This is a genomic window from Streptomyces sp. NPDC093085, from assembly GCF_040683935.1.
Taxonomy (GTDB): domain Bacteria; phylum Actinomycetota; class Actinomycetes; order Streptomycetales; family Streptomycetaceae; genus Streptomyces.
This window is the reverse complement of sequence record NZ_JBFBFB010000005.1, coordinates 259,036-274,091: the sequence shown is the minus strand read 5'-3', so window position 1 is coordinate 274,091 and position 15,056 is coordinate 259,036. Positions and strand designations below refer to the sequence as shown.

Genomic DNA, 15,056 nt, shown 5'->3' with positions numbered 1-15,056 from the left:
CGGGGGGAAGCGGGCGCAGCCCCCGTCGGCCGTCTCACTGAGACGGCCGCCAGTCAGATGCGTACACCCGTCGCTGCGGCCAGCTCGCGGACCCCGCTCACCCGCGAGTGCCGCATGGAGAGGTCACTGACGATCTGCCGGATGGCCGGGCGGTCGCGGACCTCTCCGGGGGAGACCCGCAGGGCGGAAAGCAGCGCGCCGGCTGTCTGCTCGGGTTTGCCCCACTGCCACCATGCACGGCCGAGATCAGTGTGCATCCGTCCCTTGCGTTCGGCGGTCGGGAACTGGTCCGGATGCAGTGCTCGGCCTGCCTGGAGGGCGGCTCCGGCGTCTCCCAACGCCCAGTGAACACCGACCTCGTAGAGATGGACGGCTGCCGGGGTGATGGGGAACGGCCTGCCCGCAGGGACTTGCCACGGGATCTTGCGCGCGGCTCGGGATGCCTCGCGGATCATGGCCAGCGCCTGATCCCGGTCGCCGGCCCGTGCTGCCGTGTACGAGGTGGTACAGAGCATTTGCGCGTACGTGGCCGACTGAGTGGGGGTCGTCAGCCCCGTGGATTCGACTTTGGCGGCGGCGCTCAGGATCAGACGCTGGGCGGCGTCGGGCTGGTCCTGGTGGCGCAGGACGATGCTCAGTTCCCGGGCGGCAGCGGCGGCGGTCGGTGAAGAGCCGGAGAGTTCCGCGTAGACGGTGGCTCGGTCCGCGGTGAGGCGGGCCCGGTCGTAGCGGCCGATCTTGACCAGGAGCCGGGCGGCCAGGCTGTAGCACGACGAGAGGCGGGCGTGTGCGAGGTCGCTCCGGGACCGGGCGGCGTCGTGGGCGTCGGCGAGAAGCCCCGGCAGCGATTCGAGGAGATCAGTGTGCCTGCCCGCGTCGAAGAGGGAGCGTGCCCGTGCGAGGCGGGTGTCAAGCGGTACGGCCGAACCCGTGGGGGCGGGCGTGATCGCCAAGGCGTCGTCCACGCCGGCGAGAAGCTGGGCGGGGGCCGCGAGCCCGGCGGCCGCGAGCAGTGTCCGGCGGCGCATAGGGTCCTCCTTGGCGCAACGTGGACCATCGGCCGTCACTCTAGTGGCTTGGAGCATGTTCAATCCGAGTGCCGCACTCAAGACCTGCGGTGGCACACCGACCTCATGGGCAGCCTGACGCAGGAGGCGCAGGTCAGTGGTTCGGCTGCCGCGCTGCTCCATCCGGGAGACAGTGGAGGCGGAGCAGCCCAGGCGTCTCCCGAGGTCGGCTTGCCGCCATCCTCGGCCGACTCGGCCCATGCGGATGAGCCCGCCGGGGTCCTGGCGGGCGACGAGCGTACGGGCCTGGACGGAGTTCCACAGCGGGTCCACGGTGCGCATCGCGTCGCCCTTCCCCGAGCTCTCGGTCCCGCTCGATCAGGGGAGACCCCGTCGCCGGGGCCGGGCCTCAACGGTAGCGAGCGTGCGAAGGGGCGTCGACGGCGCGTGCAGAACCTGCAAAAGGCATGCATGGTTGGGTTGTTGACCACTGCCGGCCGTCAGCCAGTGGTGTCGTACGAATACGGGCCCGCTCGGGGCACAGAGCCCACGACGACACGACGGAGGACAGCATGACGGCAGCGGCAGAGACCAAGGTCCGAGACTCCCGGGACTATGTGAAGCGCGAGGTGTGGGACCGGGAGATCCGGCTCCTGATGCGGGATCATCCGGTGGACGAGGTGATGGCCGACCGGCTGTTCGGCGCGGCGGTCTCGTATCTGATCACGGCCATGGAGAAGTGGGGTCAGGGTCTGGAGATGTGCTGTGGCCGCCTGGTCGACCTGGCGGTCCACGTCTTCATCCTGGACACGAAGAACTACCGCGAGTTCTGCGCCGAGCACTTCGACGGCAAGTTCCTGGAGCACATCCCGGAGATCGAGTTCAAGCACGACGGCTCGGTGGAACGCACTGCTCAGATCATCGCGGACGCGGGCTTCGCCGTGGACTGGAAGCTCTGGGAGCGGGACTACGGCAAGTGCGGGCCGTGCAGTCCGGGGGCGAACTGCCACTGATCCGAACCGGTCGGGCCCGGGGGCGTCACGAACGCTTCCGGGCCCTTCGCGTGCGCATCCGGTGAGGTGGTGTCATTCGGGGACGTGCGGGAGGGAGCGCCGGTACGGTGTCCAGCTCCACGGACACCGGTCACTCCACCCTCCCGAGGAGCTTCATGCCCCACGCGCCCATGACACCGGCCGAATACTGGGACACGTACAAGCCCTTCAAGGGGGAGGGCGTCCAGCCGGCTCCGCAGGCCGAACGGTTCGACTGGACGCAGTACCCCGGGCACGGCCCCGGGGCCGAAGTCCTCGGCCACCCTCGCCATGCGCTGGAACTCGGGCCGGCGCAGGGCAAGGAGGCAGCCCACCTGGCCCGCCAGGGTGGTGAGGTGACCGGTGTCGACTTCTCCCCGGTCCAGGTCGAACGCGCTCGTGCCTGGTGGAAGGAGGTCCCCGGGCTCTCCTTCGTCCAGGGCGAGGCATGCGCCTACCTCGCGTCGACCTCTGCCCAGTACGACGCGATCTATTCGGTATGGGGGGCCATGTGGTTCACGGACCCCGAAGACCTGTTGCCGTGCGTCTTCAAGCGCCTGGCTCCCGGCGGGGTCTTCGCGTTCTCGCAGGCCGAACCAGCCGCCGGTTCCTACGGACCTCAGCAGATGCGGGGCAGGTGGCTCGAAGGCCGCGAGCGCGAACTGACCGTACTTCGTTGGCAGTACGCCCCCGAGACGTGGGCCGACATCCTCAAGAGGCACGGCTTCACCGACATCGACGCCCAGGTCCTCCAGGCCCCGGAACCGGGACTTCTGGGCACGCTCCTGGTGCGCGCCCACGCCCCCACAGACATCCATCGCCCGGGCACTGCTGGCGCGCTGACGGGGGAAGCGGGCATGCTGGCGGGATGATCCGTACCGCGACCCCCGCCGACGTACCCGTGATCCACGCGATGATCCGGGAGCTGGCCGAGTACGAGAAGGCCCTGCACGAGGCGCGGGCGACCGAGGAGCAGCTTCACGAGGCCCTTTTCGGGGAGCGTCCCGCCGTTTTCGGGCACGTGGCCGAGGACGAGAACGGGGACCCGGTCGGGTTCGCCCTCTGGTTCCTCGCCTTCTCCACCTGGCGCGGTGTCCACGGCGTATATCTGGAGGACCTGTATGTACGCCCCACCAGCCGGGGGGCGGGTCATGGCAAGGCCCTGCTGACCGAACTGGCCCGTATCTGTGTGGAACGCGGCTACCAGCGCCTGGAGTGGTCCGTTCTCGACTGGAACGAACCGTCGATCGCCTTCTACCGCTCCCTGGGCGCCCGCCCTCAGGACGGCTGGACCGTGTACCGCCTCACCGATGACGCCCTGAAGAACCTCGGCACGGGCGGCTGACCCGGCCCGGCTGACCCGGCCCGGCTGACCCGGGGCGGCTGACCCGGCCGGGTACGGCCACCGGGGAGGCGGGAGCCCCCGGTGGCAAGGCGCTCATGTGGGGACGGACTCCGGTGCCGTCCGCTCGCCCCGGCTCGGGGCGCGTGCCGTGACCAGGGTCATGGCCAGGAGCGACGCCGCCACCAGGATCAGGGCCGCCCAGCCGATGGCGACGGTGAAGCCGTGGACCGTGCCGGTGTTCACCAGGGCCGTCCGCTGCGCCGGGGTGAGTGTGCCGGTGGCCGACGCCCGGGCCAGGCGGTCGGTCAGGTACGCGGTGGTGCTGGTGGTCGCCACCGTGTTCAGCAGCGACGTACCGATGGAGCCGCCGACCTGCTGCGCCGTGTTGACGGTCGCTGAGGTCACCCCGGAGTCCTTCGGCGCCACCCCGGCCGTGGCGACCGACATGACGGGCAGGAACGTCAGCCCCATCCCGAGGCCGAGCAGCAGCGTGCCGGGGAGGATATGGCCCAGGTAGCTGGAGTGCGTGTCGATGAACGTGAGGCTGAAAAGGCCGCCCGCGGCGAGCAGCAGCCCCGGGCCCATGAGCAGGCGCGGCGGTACGGAGGGGAGCAGCCGGGCGGCGATCTGCGTCGACCCGAGGACGATCACCGTGCTCATGGGCAGGAAGGCCAGCCCCGTTCTGAGCGGCGAGTAACCGAGCACGTTCTGGAGGAAGAACGTCATGAACAGAAACAGCCCGAACATGCCGATCGTCGTCAGGCACATCGTGAGCACCGCCCCGCCCCGGTTGCGGTTCCGGATGACATGCGGCGGCAGCAGCGGGCTCGGCGCGCGCGTCTGCCACCGCGCGAACACCGCCAGCATCAGCACGGCGCCGCAGAGCAACCCGATGACCAGCGGCGACGACCAGCCCGACGACTCGGCCTCACTGAATCCGTAGACCAGCGCGACCAGCCCGCCGCAGCCGAGCACGACGCCCGGGATGTCGAGGCGCGACTCCTTGTGCCCGGCCCGGTCGTGCAGCAGCGTCAACGCTCCGGTGACGGCGAGCACCGCGATCGGCACGTTCACGTACAGACACCAGCGCCAGGACAGGAACTCGGTCAGTACGCCGCCCAGCAGCAGCCCGATCGCGGCCCCGCCGCCCGCGATGGCGCTGTAGATGCCGAACGCCTTCGCGCGCTCGCGGCCGTCGCTGAAGGTGGTGGTGAGCAGGGAGAGCGCGGAGGGCGCGAGCACGGCGGCGAACATGCCCTGGAGGGCGCGCGCCGCGAAGAGCATGGACGGATTCTGGGCGGCGCCGCCCAGCGCGGAGGCGGCGGCGAAGCCGATGAGGCCGACGATGAAGGTGCGCTTACGGCCGACCCGGTCGGCGATCCGGCCCCCGAGCAGCAGCAGACCGCCGAAGGCGAGGGTGTACGCGGTGATCACCCACTGCCGGTTGCCGTTGCTCAGCCCCAGCTCGCGCTGGGCGGAGGGCAGGGCGATATTCACGATGGTGGCGTCCAGCACGACCATGAGCTGGGCCATCGCGATGACCGCGAGCCCCCACCAGCGGTGGACCTCGGGGTCCGTATCGGAGGTACCGGGCCGCCCGCCGGCGGCCCCGGGCGTCGCCGGGTCGCTCATCGCACTCTTCCTGGTCTCGGTTCCGATCCCTGGTCGCGCTTCCCCGACCGCGACACCCGGACAGAAGACCATGAATCGGGTGCATTCGCCTGTTGGAGGGGGGAGTGGTCCCTCCAGGCCCGGGGCTATGGGGGCAGCTACGGGGCAGTTACGGGGTCAGCTATGGGGTCAGTCATGGGGTCAGCTATGGGGTCATGGGCCGGCCGGGGGCCGGCCGAGCCCCGGCCGGGGGCCGGCCGAGCCCCGGCCGGGCGTATCTCCGGGTACGCCACCTCGTCAGGGAGCCGGTGGCCGAACGCGGTCAGCCGTGCCGCGACCTCCGCCGGACTCCACCCCGTCAGGCTCGCGCTCCGCAGCACGTGCTCCAGGTGCACGGTGTCGAGGAACGAGCGGTCGACCGTCTCCAGCAGCCGTACGTCCTCGGCTTCGGCGGTCTCGGGCAGCCGGACGTTCTCGTGCACCCAGTGGCCGAGCCCGGTCAGCCGCCCGGCGATGTCGGCCGGGGGCCGCCCGGTCGCGAGGGCCGCGCGGAGGATATGGAGCGGGGAGAGCCCGACCACGGTGTTCGGCACCAGCCAGGGGGCCCGGCCGTCCAGCCGCTCGCTGAGGATGACCAGGTCATCGGCTTGCGCAGGGTCCGGTACGACGGGCAGCGCACAGCCCAGCTCCGCCATCCGGGCCAGCACGGCAGCCACCGGGCGCCCGGTCTCCCGCGCGACGACGAGCACATGCCCCGCCGCCGGGGCCCCGTAGCACCAGCCGTCGCCGTTGCCGTTGCCGTGGTCGTTGCCATGGTCGTTGCCGTCGGCCCGGCGCGCGCTGTCGGCCGGGTCCCCGTTCCCGCCCGGGGGCCCGGTCCGCGTCCTGAGGATGTCGTCGTCCTCGGGGGCGGGGGCGTACGGCAGCCGGAGGCCGAGGGCGCGCAGGCGTGTGGCGGCGGAGTACGGAGCGCACCGCAGCTCCTGGGCCGCCCGCAGCACCTGGTACGCGGGCACCTCGTCCCCCCAGTCCAGCCACTGCGCGTTCCGGCCGCGCCGCAGGCTGATCAGGACGACGTCACCCCGGTGCGGGGTCTCGGGCAGCGACGTACCACCGTCACCGCCCTCTCCGCCCTCGCCGCCGGAGCCGGTCCCGAGCCGGTACCCCAGGGCGCTCAGGCGCCGCGCCACCTCCGCCGGGGCCCGGTCCGACACCCCCGCCGTTTCGAGGACTTGGCGCAGGCCGACCGGCCCGCCGCTCTCCAGCCACGCCGGGGTGTACCGCGCGCCCACGTCCCGGAGCAGGGGGATGTCGTCCGGGGCGACGGCCTCGGGCAGCCGGGTCCCCGGAGGCTCGATGTCCGCGTACCCCAGCTCCGTCAGGCGCGCGACGACATCGGCGGGGCGCCATCCGAGCTGGGCGGCGGCGTTCAGCACATGCCCGTACGGGACCCGCTGGTCCGTGGGGAGCCAGGGGAAGCGGGCATTGAGGTTGCGGCTGGCGATCCGGAGCGAGTCCGGGTCCTCGGTCGCGGGCGGATCGAACATGGTGCGGCCCTTCGGAAGTGGGGTGGAGCCGGGCGTTGCACGGAACGGGCAGGGGCATCACGCGGACCGGGCGGGCGTACGCGGGACCGGGGTCCGGGCGGGGGTCATGCGGGAGCGGGGCCGCTGAGCACAGGGGCCCCGGAGGTGTCACTCGGCGACGGCTATGTACCGGCCGGGCTCGTCATCCCACTCCGGGACGTCCTCGCCCTCCCCGTACTCCTCCGGCTCCCGCCGGGCGCCCAGCTCCACCCGTACGCCGGCCGGTTCCAGCTCGGTCCAGAGGCGCACCATCATGGCGTGGCTCAGAAAGTGGTGCGAGAGGTCCAGCTCCCGCAGGTGGGCCAGGGGCCGGCCGTCCAGCAGGGCCGCCGCGCCCGTATCGGTGAGCGCGCCCATGGACAGGCTCAGCGAGTCGAGCCGGGCCACCACCGGCGCGGCGGCCAGCGCGGCGGCGAACGCGTCCTGGTCCGGGCTGTTCTGGATGCCCAGGTGACGCAGGGCCGGCTTGCCCTCGCCCCTGAGCAGCGGGGCGAGATCCCCGGGCGTGGTCCCGCCGCCGTACTCCTCGTCGCCGAGCCAGAGCTCCAGCCGCTCCAGCGAGGGGAGTTCGGCGGCGGCGATCTGCCGCGCGGCCTCCGGGGGCAGCCCGCCCGACTCGACGCGCAGCGCCCGCAGCGCCCCATGGCCCGCCGCCGGGAACCGCAGGCCCTCCCCGCCCCGTACGGCCAGCTCGCGCAGGGCGGGGAAGGCCTCCAGATACGGTGCGAGGTCGCCCAGGAAGATCGTGGAGATCATCGCCTCGTCGTCCTCCAGGTCGCTCAGGAAGAGCGCCTCCAGGGCGGTCAGCCGGGGGCCGACGGCGAAGAGTGCTTCGTCCGGGAGGCCGCCGCCCGGCCCCCACCAGGGGGCCCCGAAGATCAGCGCCCGCACCCGCTCCAGCTCGACCGACGCGACGAAGCGCGCCCAGTACTCCTCCACCCGGCCCGCGTAATCGGACTCGTACGGCTCCTCGGGACACCGCAGCCGCCAGGCCACGGAGCCGGGATCCGGCAGATCCCCGGGCTCGATATAGGGGGAGTAGGTGAACGCGGGCAGCCCGTGGAACTGCTCGACATGGCGTACGTACGACACGGTGGGGCTCCTGACACTCCTGACACACCAGCACGCTGACGGAACGGACGCGGACGGATGCGTGGACGACCGGCCGGCCTCATTTTTCTACCAGCCGCCTCTGACAATCCCCCGTCTCCGCAGGTCAGGTGAGGGGAACGAGGGAGAGGGGCAGGGGGCAGGTGCGGGGTGGGCGGCGGATCAGCGGCGGATGGTCGCCAGCTCCGCCAGCAGGCCGGGGTGCCGGGGCTCCCAGCCGAGGGTCCGCCGGGTGTGGGCGCTGGAGGAGGGCTGGTCGGCGGCGAAGATCGGGCCGAGGGGCCCGTACGTCTCCGTCGGCACCGACGCGACCGGCACCCCGAGCCGTTCCCCGATGACCTCCGCGATGTCGCGCACCGCGTCCCCCTCGTCGGCCACGGCGTGCCAGGACGTACCGGCCTCGGCCCGTTCCAGGGCGAGCCGGAAGAGGACCGCCGCGTCGAGCGCGTGCACGGCCGGCCAGCGCTGGGTGCCGTCGCCCGGGTAGCCGGAGACGCCGCTGTCGCGCGCGATGTTCGTGAGCAGGCCCGCGAACCCGCCGGTGCCCTCGCGGTGGACGGTGCGGGGCAGCCGTACGGCCGAACTCCGGACCCCGCGCGAGGCCAGCTCCAGGGCCCCGGTGACCGCCCGCCCGCGCCCGCCGACCGGCCCCTCGGTGGGCACCGGGTCGGCCTCGGTGGAAGGGCGTCCCGGGGTGTGGGGCGTTCCCGAGACGGTGACGAACGGCCGGTCGCTGCCGACGAGTTCCTCGCCGATGGCGGCGATGGCGGCGCTCTCCTCCGCGACCGCGTCCGCGAGGGCCTCGGGGCTGCTGAAGTCGTTGCGGAAGGCGAGATGGACGACCCCGTCGGTCCGGGCGGCGCCGGTGCGCAGGGTCTCCAGATCGGCGAGGGAGCCCCGCAGCGGCTCGGCCCCGGCCGCCTCGGCGGCCTTCGCCGAGGCGTCGGAGCGGGCGAGAGCGAGGACGGTGTGGCCGGTGCCGAGCAGTTCGGCGAGGACGGCGGAGCCGATCAGACCGGTGCCGCCGGTGACGAAAACACGCATGGAGCCCTCCAGGGGCGGTGAAGTGACGGGACCTTTGTCCCGTCACTTCACCGTACAGGAGTGAGCGGGGTGATGGGACAGGTGTCCCGTCACTTGGGCGGGCTCCGTGGGGTGTGCGGGCCCCGCGCGCTGCATGGGATGTGTGGGGCACATGGGGAACATGGGGCACATGAGGCACGTGGGGTGCGTGGGTGCTGTGGACTGTGCGGGCCGTGTGGGTCGCGTGGGTCGCGTGGGTTCCGCAGGCCTCGGGCGCCGTGCGGGCTGCGTGGGCTGTACGGGCCTCGGGTGTCGTGCAGGCCGCATTTAGGATGGGGCCATGGGGAGATGGGAACCGGGAGCGCGCGAACGCCTTGTCGTGGCCGCCGTCGACCTCTTCACCGAGCAGGGTTACGACGCCACGACGGTCGCGCAGATCGCGGAGCGCGCCGGGGTCACCAAGAGCACCTTCTTCCGGTACTTCCCCGACAAGCGCGAGCTGCTGGTGGCCGGCCAGGAGACCCTGAGCGCGCTCCTGACCGAGGGCATCGCGGAGGCGCCCGCCGACGCCCGCCCGCTGGATCTGGTCGCCGCCGGGCTCGTACGCGCGTCGACGGCGATGGGCCCCCTCAACCGTGAGCTGGCCCCCCGCCTGAAGGCGGCCGTGGCCGCCAGCACCGAACTCCAGCAGCGCGACGCCCTCAAGAGCGTCAGCCTGGCGGCCGCGATGACCGCGGCCCTGGTCGCGCGCGGCGTCCCGGACCCGACGGCGGCCCTCGCGAGCGAACTGGGCCTCCTCGCCTTCAAACGCGGCTTCGCCGCCTGGTCGGAGGGCGGCCGGGCCGAGGAGGGCGAGCTGGCCGGGCTGCTGCTGGCGGCTCTGGACGAACTACGGGTGGCGAGCGCGTCGTTGGGTTGACGGCCGGGAGCCGCATACGGGCCGTATGGGGGTCGTATGAGGGCCGTATGAGGCCAAGGGCCCCGCCTGAGGGCGAGAGGCCCCGATCCCCTCCCGCCCTACCGCCTCTCCCGCCCTACCGCCCCTCCTGCTCCGCCCCTTCTGCTCCTGCACCCCTGCTCCGGTTCTCCTGTTCCGGTCCTCCCGATCCGGCGCTACGCTTCCGTGCCGTGTCTGAGATCCGTGGCGTACCCGGGACGCGCCTCGACACCGCCCGGATCCGGGCGGCCCGCCGGGTGATCGACCCGGTCTTCCTCGACACCCCGCTGTACCGCTGCGAGGCGCTGGAGCCCGCCCTGGGGTGCGCGGTGAGCGTCAAGCTCGAAACGGCGAATCCGGTACGGAGCTTCAAGGCCCGTGGCACCGAGGTCATCGCGAACCGGCTCGCGGGGGAGAACTGGTCGGCCGGGGAGGGGGCGTACGAGAACGGGCCGCGCGCCGTCGTGTGCGCCAGCGCGGGCAACCTCGGCCAGGCCCTCGCCTGGTCGGGGCGGCGCCGGGGGCTCGACGTGACCGTCGTGGCCGCCCGCCGCGCGACACCGGCGAAGCTCGACTCCATCCGCGCGCTGGGCGCCCGGCTGGAACTGGTCGACGGCGACCACGAGGCGGCACGCGAACGGGCGGCGGCCATCGCGCGGTACGACGGCATCCGGCTGGTCGAGGACAGCCTCGACATCGAGACCTGCGAGGGCGCGGCCACCATCGGCCTGGAGCTGCTGCCCTCACGGGAACCCCTGCATCCCCCGCATCCCCCGCATCAACCGTATCCCTCGCATCCCTCACCGCCCTTCGACGCCGTCCTGCTCGCGCTCGGCGGCGGTGCGCTGGCCACCGGTGTGGGACACGTGATGAAGGACCTGGCGCCCCACATCGAAGTGGTCTGCGTCCAGCCGCTGGGCGCCCCGGCGCTGACCCGGTCGTGGCACCGGCGCCGTATCGTCACCACCGACGCGACCGACACCATCGCCGACGGCGTCGCGGGCCGGTACCCCATCCCGGCCGTCCTGGACGATCTCCTCCTGGTCGCCGACGACGCCGTCCTGGTCCGGGAGGCGTCGATCGTCGCCGCCATGCGGCTCCTCCTCGACCATGCGGGCCTCGTCGTCGAGCCGTCGGCCGCGCTCGGCGTCGCCGCGCTCCTCGAAGACCGCGACCGCTTCGCCGGCCGCCATGTGGTCACCGTCCTCTGTGGCGGCAACGTCGACATGACCGCCTATCGCCGCTGGACCGGCGCGGGGTGAGCCGGTGGAGAGAAGCCGGTGGAGAGAAGCCGGTGGAGAGAGGCCGGTGAAGAGAGAAGAGGGCCGCTCACTCCCTCGGTCAGGCCCCCAGCCGGGCCCCCCGTCGCCAGACGGCGCGCGTGTTGAGGGTGTCGCCGATGTCGCTGGTCGGGTCGCCGTCGACCAGCAGGAGGTCGGCGCGGAGCCCCTCCGCGATACGGCCCCGGTCGGCGAGGCGGAAGCGGCGGGCCGTGGTCGCCGTCGCCGCGCGCAGGGCCCGTACGGGCGTGAGGCCCGCCGCCACGAGGTACCGCAGTTCGTGGTGGAGGCTCGCTCCGTGGGCCAGGCCCCCGAAGAACGTCTCGGGCATGGAGACATCGGTGCCGGCCAGCAGGTCGACACCGGCGGCGTCCAGGGCGCGTACGGTGTCGAGCACGTCGTCGAGGCTGCCCTGCGGGTAACGGTTGTAGCTGGAGCGCAGGGTCCGGTCCCAGGCGCTGTCGAGGCGGGCGGCGACCCGGGGATCGTCGGCGAGTTCGGCGCCGGTGATCCCCGTCATCGAGGCGTTGAGGGTGACGCAGGGGATGACGAACATCCCCGCGTCCTTGATGATGCCGATGATCTCGGCGGTGTGCGGCCGGTCCATGAAGACATGGGTGACACCGTCGACGCCCGCTTCGGCGGCCATCTCGGTGGCTTCCACGGTGAGCGCGTGGGCCACGGTCAGGGCCCCGTACTTCTTGGCCTCCGCCACCCCGGCGTTCAGGGTGGCCTGGTCGAGCGAGGGCAGCCCGGGGTGCCCCTCGACGCTGCCGTCGTCGACCATGAACTTGATGAAGTCCGACCCCCGGGCGAGGAGCTGGGGCACGAAGGCGGCGGCTTCCTCGGGCGTCGTGGAGAACGGCATCAGGGGCATCACCGGCGGGAGTTCCCACTTCGGACGGAACCCTTCCGGCATCAGCTCGCTCGGGTGGCCGCCGGGCGGGGTGATGGCGAACCCGGAGGAGCGGACATCGGCGACGGTGTCGTCCTCGGTGATGAGCCCCCGGTTCTCCCGGGTGTTCATCCCCTGCATCTCCAACTCGGTCGTCACCCCGAACCTGAGGGCGAGCGCCAGGGAACCCGGCGCGGAGTGGACATGCGCGTCGATGAGCCCCGGCAGCAGGGTGGCGCCGCCGCCGTCCACGATCTCGCTTCCCTCGGGAACGTCACCGCCGACCCGCGCGATCCGTCCGCCGTCGATGACCACGGTCTGTACGCCGAGTGCCTTCTCCCCGTCGAAGACCTGGGCATGGGTGATCGTGGTGAGTGCCATAACAGCCGCCTTGGTTCCGCGCTCCGCACTCCGCGCTCGGTGCTTGGTGCTCGGTGCTCGGTGCTCTGCGCTCCGTACTCCGCACTCTGCGCAGGGGGTGCTCGTCGCTCGTTGTTTCGTCGCTCGCTCAATTTACATAGCCGATGCTATGCACTTACGTAAGGGTATGCAAATGTGCGAGGTGGCCTAGACTCGGGCGCATGAGCAGCGCGTCGCCTTCCTCCGATTTCTCCGATCGGGCCCCTGAGGACCTGGTGCTGGATCAGATCGGTCCGGCGCTCTCCCGGTTGCGGCGGCGCGCACCGGCTTCGGGCAAGGACCTCTCCCGCAACCTCGTGCTCAATGTGATCGCCGACGCGCTGGGCGAGGCGACCGTCGGCGGCCTCGCGGCCGAGATGGGCGTCACCCAGCCGGTGGCCAGCCGGACCGTGGCCGCCTGCATCCAGGACGGGCTGCTGCGCCGGGCCGCCTCCCAGCTCGACGGGCGCCGTACCGTACTCGAACTCACCGAGGCCGGCGAGGCCGAACGCGACCGCTTCGCGGCCGAGCAGCGCGAGGCGTTCCAGGAGATCACCGTCGCCTGGTCCCCGGCGGAACGGGTCCAGTTCGCCCGCCTCCTGATCCGGTACGGCGCCGACGCCACCGCATGGTCCAGGCGCCGGGCGGCGCGCCGCGACTGAGCGCGCCTGTCACGCGTATCGCCCCGGTTGCGCGTAGCGCCCTGGATGCGCCTACCGCCCCGGAACGGCTCCCCGGATGCTGTCGATGATGCGGGTCCAGTTGTCGCCGCCATGTCCGTTCTCGATGGCGTGCCGGTAGTGGGCCTGCACGGCCAGCGGGAGCGCGAGGTCGAGCCCGAGCGAGGTGCTGGTCTCCACGATGTGGTCGGACGTCGCGCCCATCATGGTGACCGTGCTGAGATCACCGGGATGCTCCCCGGCGTCGAGCGCGGTGCCGGGGTTCTCCTCGCCGGCCCGCACGATGGCCCCGGTCGAGTCGGCGGAGGCGAGCAGCTCCGGGAGGGCGTCCCGCGCCGTCATCCCCGCGCTGCCGAGCATCGCGGTGGCGTGCATCAGCCCCGACAAGGTGGTGAGGAACAGCGCGAGTTGGGCCTGGTACATCATCTGGGCAAGGCCCGGGTCCGCACCCAGATACCTGGGCGTTCCCAGCGACCCCAGCGTCCCCAGGTGCCCGTCCAGCACCCGGCGGGGGCCGCTGTAGTACACGTACGCCGCCTCCGTGCCGACCATCGGCGCGGGCACCATGACACCCCCGGTGAGGAAGACGGCCCCGCGCCCGGCGGCCCAGGCGGCGGCCTCGCGGGAGCGGTCGGGCGTGTCGGAACCGAGGTTGACCAGCGCCCGCCCGACAAGCGACGGGCCACCGCCACCGCCATGGCCGCCGAGGATGTCGTACATGGCCTGATAGTCGGTGAGGCTGAGGATCACGAGACCGCTCGCCGCGACCGCCGCCTCGGGTGTCGCCGCGAGCGTCGCACCGGCGGCGACGACGCCGTCGGCCCGGCCGGCGGTGCGGTTCCAGACGGTGACCGGGTGGCCGGCGGCGAGGAGGGTACGGGCCATGGCCTGGCCCATCGGGCCGAGCCCTAGCACGGTGACGGGGCTGTTCTGCCGGGTGGGATGGTTCTGGTGGAGTTCGTTCACGCCTCCATGCTCGAAGAGCGCCGCCGCTCCCGGAAGTACCTACTATTTTCTGCGGTACTCACCTTTTCGTAAGGGGGATCGGCGATGGCCAGGGCACCGCGAAGCGGACCGTACATCTGCGGCATCGATGCCGCGCTCGACGTGGTGAGCGGCAAGTGGAAGGGGCTGATCCTCTGGGAGCTCGACGCCCATGGCGTACGCCGCTTCGCCCAGCTCCGCCGTGGCCTGCCGGGGGTGAGCGAGAAGATGCTGACGCAGCATCTGCGGGAGCTGGAGGAGGACGGCCTCGTCCACCGCGAGGTCTACGCGGAGGTACCGCCGAAGGTGGAGTACTCCCTCACCGAACACGGCCGTACGCTCAACCAGGCGCTCGGCCCCCTGGGCGCCTGGGGCACCGACCGGATACACCGCGAAGCCACCGGAACAGTCACCGCCCCCGAGCCCACCCACGGGTGAGCCCCCCGCCGCTGCGGCTGCCCACGGCGAGCGCGGCTAATTCGATGGCGTACGTCGAACGGGCCCCGCACCCTGATCACCGTGACAGAACCCAGCGAACCCAGCGAAACCAGCGAACCCAAGCACCGGATACGCGCCCTCCACACCGCCTCGACGGTCACCGTCTACCAGGCGTACGCGCCGGAGATCGGCCTCCCCGCCGCCCGGGACGGCCGCTTCCCGGTGGCTTGGAAGCGGGACCGGATGACGTGGATCAAGCCCTCCTTCCTGTGGATGATGTACCGCTGCGGATGGGGATCCAAGGACGGCCAGGAAACCGTTCTCGCCGTCGAGATCACCCGCGAGGGCTTCGAATGGGCCCTGAGCCATGCCTGCCTGTCCCACTACGAGCCCGGAGTGCATCCTGATCCCGCGGCCTGGAAAAGCCAGTTGAAGCGGTCCCCGGCCCGGGTCCAGTGGGACCCGGAACGCGACCTGCACCTGCGACCGCTTCCTCACCGCTCGCTGCAACTGGGTCTCACCGGAGAGGCCGCGCACCGCTACGCGGACGAGTGGACGGTATCCATCGCCGACGTCACCGCACGCGCGCGCACGATTCACGGCCACGTACGGAACGGAGACCTGGACGCGGCCCGACGCCTCCTCCCCGCGGAGCGCCCCTATCCCGTACCCGAAGGCGGACTGGACCACTTGTACCGGTGACCAGGCCGAACCGGCGCGCCACCACCCC

15 protein-coding genes are annotated in these 15,056 nt (G+C 72.1%); 8 read left to right on the top strand and 7 right to left on the bottom strand.

The window, feature by feature from the left end; genetic code table 11:
* Positions 1–53: 53 nt before the first annotated feature.
* Entirely contained in the window at positions 54–1,349 is a 1,296-nt protein-coding gene (locus AB0O07_RS17725) for a helix-turn-helix transcriptional regulator (protein ID WP_365633742.1), read from the bottom strand.
* Between the two features lie 230 nt (positions 1,350–1,579).
* Here AB0O07_RS17725 and AB0O07_RS17720 point away from each other — a divergent pair, with 230 nt between their 5' ends.
* The 3 genes from AB0O07_RS17720 (at position 1,580) to AB0O07_RS17710 (ending at position 3,383) form a co-directional block, all read left to right on the top strand.
* On the top strand, positions 1,580–2,020 hold the full coding sequence (locus tag AB0O07_RS17720; protein WP_365633739.1) for a hypothetical protein: 441 nt from the start codon (positions 1,580–1,582) through the stop codon (positions 2,018–2,020).
* A 155-nt stretch (positions 2,021–2,175) separates the two neighbouring features.
* The gene (locus AB0O07_RS17715) at positions 2,176–2,910 is read left to right on the top strand and encodes a class I SAM-dependent methyltransferase (RefSeq protein ID WP_365633736.1); all 735 of its coding nucleotides are present in this window, start codon (positions 2,176–2,178) and stop codon (positions 2,908–2,910) included.
* Complete coding sequence (locus AB0O07_RS17710; RefSeq protein WP_365633733.1) at positions 2,907–3,383, top strand: GNAT family N-acetyltransferase; 477 nt, start codon at positions 2,907–2,909, stop codon at positions 3,381–3,383. The genes AB0O07_RS17715 and AB0O07_RS17710 overlap by 4 nt, the downstream gene beginning before the upstream one ends.
* A gap of 93 nt (positions 3,384–3,476) precedes the next feature.
* Here AB0O07_RS17710 and AB0O07_RS17705 read toward each other — a convergent pair whose 3' ends face one another.
* The 4 genes from AB0O07_RS17705 to AB0O07_RS17690 form a co-directional block, all read right to left on the bottom strand.
* The gene (locus AB0O07_RS17705) at positions 3,477–4,916 is read right to left on the bottom strand and encodes an MFS transporter (RefSeq protein WP_365634271.1); all 1,440 of its coding nucleotides are present in this window, start codon (positions 4,914–4,916) and stop codon (positions 3,477–3,479) included.
* Between the two features lie 236 nt (positions 4,917–5,152).
* Positions 5,153–6,541: a hypothetical protein gene (locus AB0O07_RS17700; RefSeq protein ID WP_365633730.1), complete on the bottom strand. Its 1,389-nt coding sequence runs from the start codon at positions 6,539–6,541 to the stop codon at positions 5,153–5,155.
* A 147-nt stretch (positions 6,542–6,688) separates the two neighbouring features.
* Positions 6,689–7,672: an STM4015 family protein gene (locus tag AB0O07_RS17695; RefSeq protein ID WP_365633728.1), complete on the bottom strand. Its 984-nt coding sequence runs from the start codon at positions 7,670–7,672 to the stop codon at positions 6,689–6,691.
* Between the two features lie 180 nt (positions 7,673–7,852).
* Positions 7,853–8,734 (bottom strand): SDR family oxidoreductase, encoded by an 882-nt coding sequence (locus AB0O07_RS17690; RefSeq protein WP_365633725.1) that lies wholly within the window; start codon positions 8,732–8,734, stop codon positions 7,853–7,855.
* Positions 8,735–9,053: 319 nt separating this feature from the next.
* On the opposite strand from AB0O07_RS17690, the gene AB0O07_RS17685 reads away from it, so the two are divergent.
* Both AB0O07_RS17685 and AB0O07_RS17680 read left to right on the top strand, forming a co-directional pair.
* Complete coding sequence (locus AB0O07_RS17685) at positions 9,054–9,632, top strand: helix-turn-helix domain-containing protein (RefSeq protein ID WP_365633722.1); 579 nt, start codon at positions 9,054–9,056, stop codon at positions 9,630–9,632.
* Positions 9,633–9,889: 257 nt separating this feature from the next.
* The gene (locus AB0O07_RS17680) at positions 9,890–10,912 is read left to right on the top strand and encodes a pyridoxal-phosphate dependent enzyme (RefSeq protein WP_365634269.1); all 1,023 of its coding nucleotides are present in this window, start codon (positions 9,890–9,892) and stop codon (positions 10,910–10,912) included.
* 79 nt (positions 10,913–10,991) lie between these two features.
* Here the strand turns inward: AB0O07_RS17680 and AB0O07_RS17675 are convergent, their stop codons facing one another.
* Positions 10,992–12,206, bottom strand: coding sequence for an amidohydrolase family protein (locus AB0O07_RS17675; RefSeq protein ID WP_365633719.1), 1,215 nt, complete (start codon positions 12,204–12,206; stop codon positions 10,992–10,994).
* Between the two features lie 200 nt (positions 12,207–12,406).
* Here AB0O07_RS17675 and AB0O07_RS17670 point away from each other — a divergent pair, with 200 nt between their 5' ends.
* On the top strand, positions 12,407–12,886 hold the full coding sequence (locus tag AB0O07_RS17670) for a MarR family winged helix-turn-helix transcriptional regulator (RefSeq protein WP_365633716.1): 480 nt from the start codon (positions 12,407–12,409) through the stop codon (positions 12,884–12,886).
* Positions 12,887–12,937: 51 nt separating this feature from the next.
* Here the strand turns inward: AB0O07_RS17670 and AB0O07_RS17665 are convergent, their stop codons facing one another.
* Positions 12,938–13,870, bottom strand: coding sequence for an NAD(P)-binding domain-containing protein (locus tag AB0O07_RS17665; RefSeq protein WP_365633713.1), 933 nt, complete (start codon positions 13,868–13,870; stop codon positions 12,938–12,940).
* Positions 13,871–13,954: 84 nt separating this feature from the next.
* On the opposite strand from AB0O07_RS17665, the gene AB0O07_RS17660 reads away from it, so the two are divergent.
* Complete coding sequence (locus tag AB0O07_RS17660) at positions 13,955–14,326, top strand: helix-turn-helix domain-containing protein (protein ID WP_365633710.1); 372 nt, start codon at positions 13,955–13,957, stop codon at positions 14,324–14,326.
* Between the two features lie 81 nt (positions 14,327–14,407).
* Positions 14,408–15,028, top strand: a complete 621-nt coding sequence (locus tag AB0O07_RS17655; RefSeq protein WP_365633706.1) for a DUF4291 domain-containing protein — start codon at positions 14,408–14,410, stop codon at positions 15,026–15,028.
* The last annotated feature ends 28 nt before the right edge of the window (positions 15,029–15,056 follow it).

What these genes read in the sequence shown, in the direction of transcription:
- AB0O07_RS17725 (WP_365633742.1), bottom strand. Translation starts at nt 1,349, where the DNA reads ATGCGCACCGTGGACCCGCTGTGGAACTCCGTCCAGGCCCGTACGCTC.
- AB0O07_RS17720 (WP_365633739.1), top strand. Translation starts at nt 1,580, where the DNA reads ATGACGGCAGCGGCAGAGACCAAGGTCCGAGACTCCCGGGACTATGTG.
- AB0O07_RS17715 (WP_365633736.1), top strand. Translation starts at nt 2,176, where the DNA reads ATGCCCCACGCGCCCATGACACCGGCCGAATACTGGGACACGTACAAG.
- AB0O07_RS17710 (WP_365633733.1), top strand. Translation starts at nt 2,907, where the DNA reads ATGATCCGTACCGCGACCCCCGCCGACGTACCCGTGATCCACGCGATG.
- AB0O07_RS17705 (WP_365634271.1), bottom strand. Translation starts at nt 4,916, where the DNA reads ATGGCCCAGCTCATGGTCGTGCTGGACGCCACCATCGTGAATATCGCC.
- AB0O07_RS17700 (WP_365633730.1), bottom strand. Translation starts at nt 6,541, where the DNA reads ATGTTCGATCCGCCCGCGACCGAGGACCCGGACTCGCTCCGGATCGCC.
- AB0O07_RS17690 (WP_365633725.1), bottom strand. Translation starts at nt 8,734, where the DNA reads ATGCGTGTTTTCGTCACCGGCGGCACCGGTCTGATCGGCTCCGCCGTC.
- AB0O07_RS17685 (WP_365633722.1), top strand. Translation starts at nt 9,054, where the DNA reads ATGGGGAGATGGGAACCGGGAGCGCGCGAACGCCTTGTCGTGGCCGCC.
- AB0O07_RS17675 (WP_365633719.1), bottom strand. Translation starts at nt 12,206, where the DNA reads ATGGCACTCACCACGATCACCCATGCCCAGGTCTTCGACGGGGAGAAG.
- AB0O07_RS17670 (WP_365633716.1), top strand. Translation starts at nt 12,407, where the DNA reads ATGAGCAGCGCGTCGCCTTCCTCCGATTTCTCCGATCGGGCCCCTGAG.
- AB0O07_RS17660 (WP_365633710.1), top strand. Translation starts at nt 13,955, where the DNA reads ATGGCCAGGGCACCGCGAAGCGGACCGTACATCTGCGGCATCGATGCC.